1 protein-coding gene is annotated in these 654 nt (G+C 41.1%); it reads left to right on the plus strand.

Features of this window, described 5'->3' with window-relative positions; genetic code table 11:
• Window positions 1–271 precede the first annotated feature (271 nt).
• Window positions 272–622 (plus strand): rhodanese-like domain-containing protein, encoded by a 351-nt coding sequence (locus tag R7190_RS28095; protein ID WP_025508552.1) that lies wholly within the window; start codon window positions 272–274, stop codon window positions 620–622.
• Window positions 623–654 lie beyond the last annotated feature (32 nt).

The raw sequence follows: 654 nt of genomic DNA on the forward strand, positions 1-654 counted from the left end.
ACGAATTTTCATTTGAAGTGCCTCCTACTTAGAACCAAAAATAAAAGACATAGTTTGAACATAAAGATGGATTAACGAGTCGTCTGCTCGTTTTCGATGAAAATAATAAGGTCGAAAAATTGGAGTTCAAGGGGGAAATTTAATAAAAATTTTTTATCGAACTAAATAAAATTCTCTATCAAACATTCTCATTCACCATCCGTCATAATGAGTCTATGATGGAGGCTATTTTACGCAGTAGCACACATAGTTTGATAAGGATGACGAAAGAATGAAAAAGGCAATTTCTCTGTTTCTTGCAACGCTGAGCTTAGGGTTGCTCGCTCCTAATGTAGCGGCTTCTGAACGCGCGGAACAGGGATGGCAACTGATAGAGCAAGGCGCAATGCTCGTCGATGTGCGCACTCCGCAAGAGTTCTCTGAGGGGCATTTAGACAATGCGGTGAATTTCCCTCTATCTGAGCTTGATAAACATTTTAAAGACGTCAAAAAAGATCAATTGATTGTGCTGTATTGTCGCAGTGGTAACCGCTCGGGCCAAGCCTATCAATATTTGCAATCGCAAGGGTTCACAAATCTGCACAATGCAGGCGGCCTGGAAGAGTTGCAAAACGCCCAATAATCCCTCGTTTTGTTACTACATGACCCGTTTTT

The sequence above is a fragment of the Vibrio sp. 1078-1 genome (assembly GCF_033340475.1).

Excerpts from the sequence above, each read along its gene's own strand:
- R7190_RS28095 (WP_025508552.1), top strand. The coding sequence starts at position 272 with ATGAAAAAGGCAATTTCTCTGTTTCTTGCAACGCTGAGCTTAGGGTTG.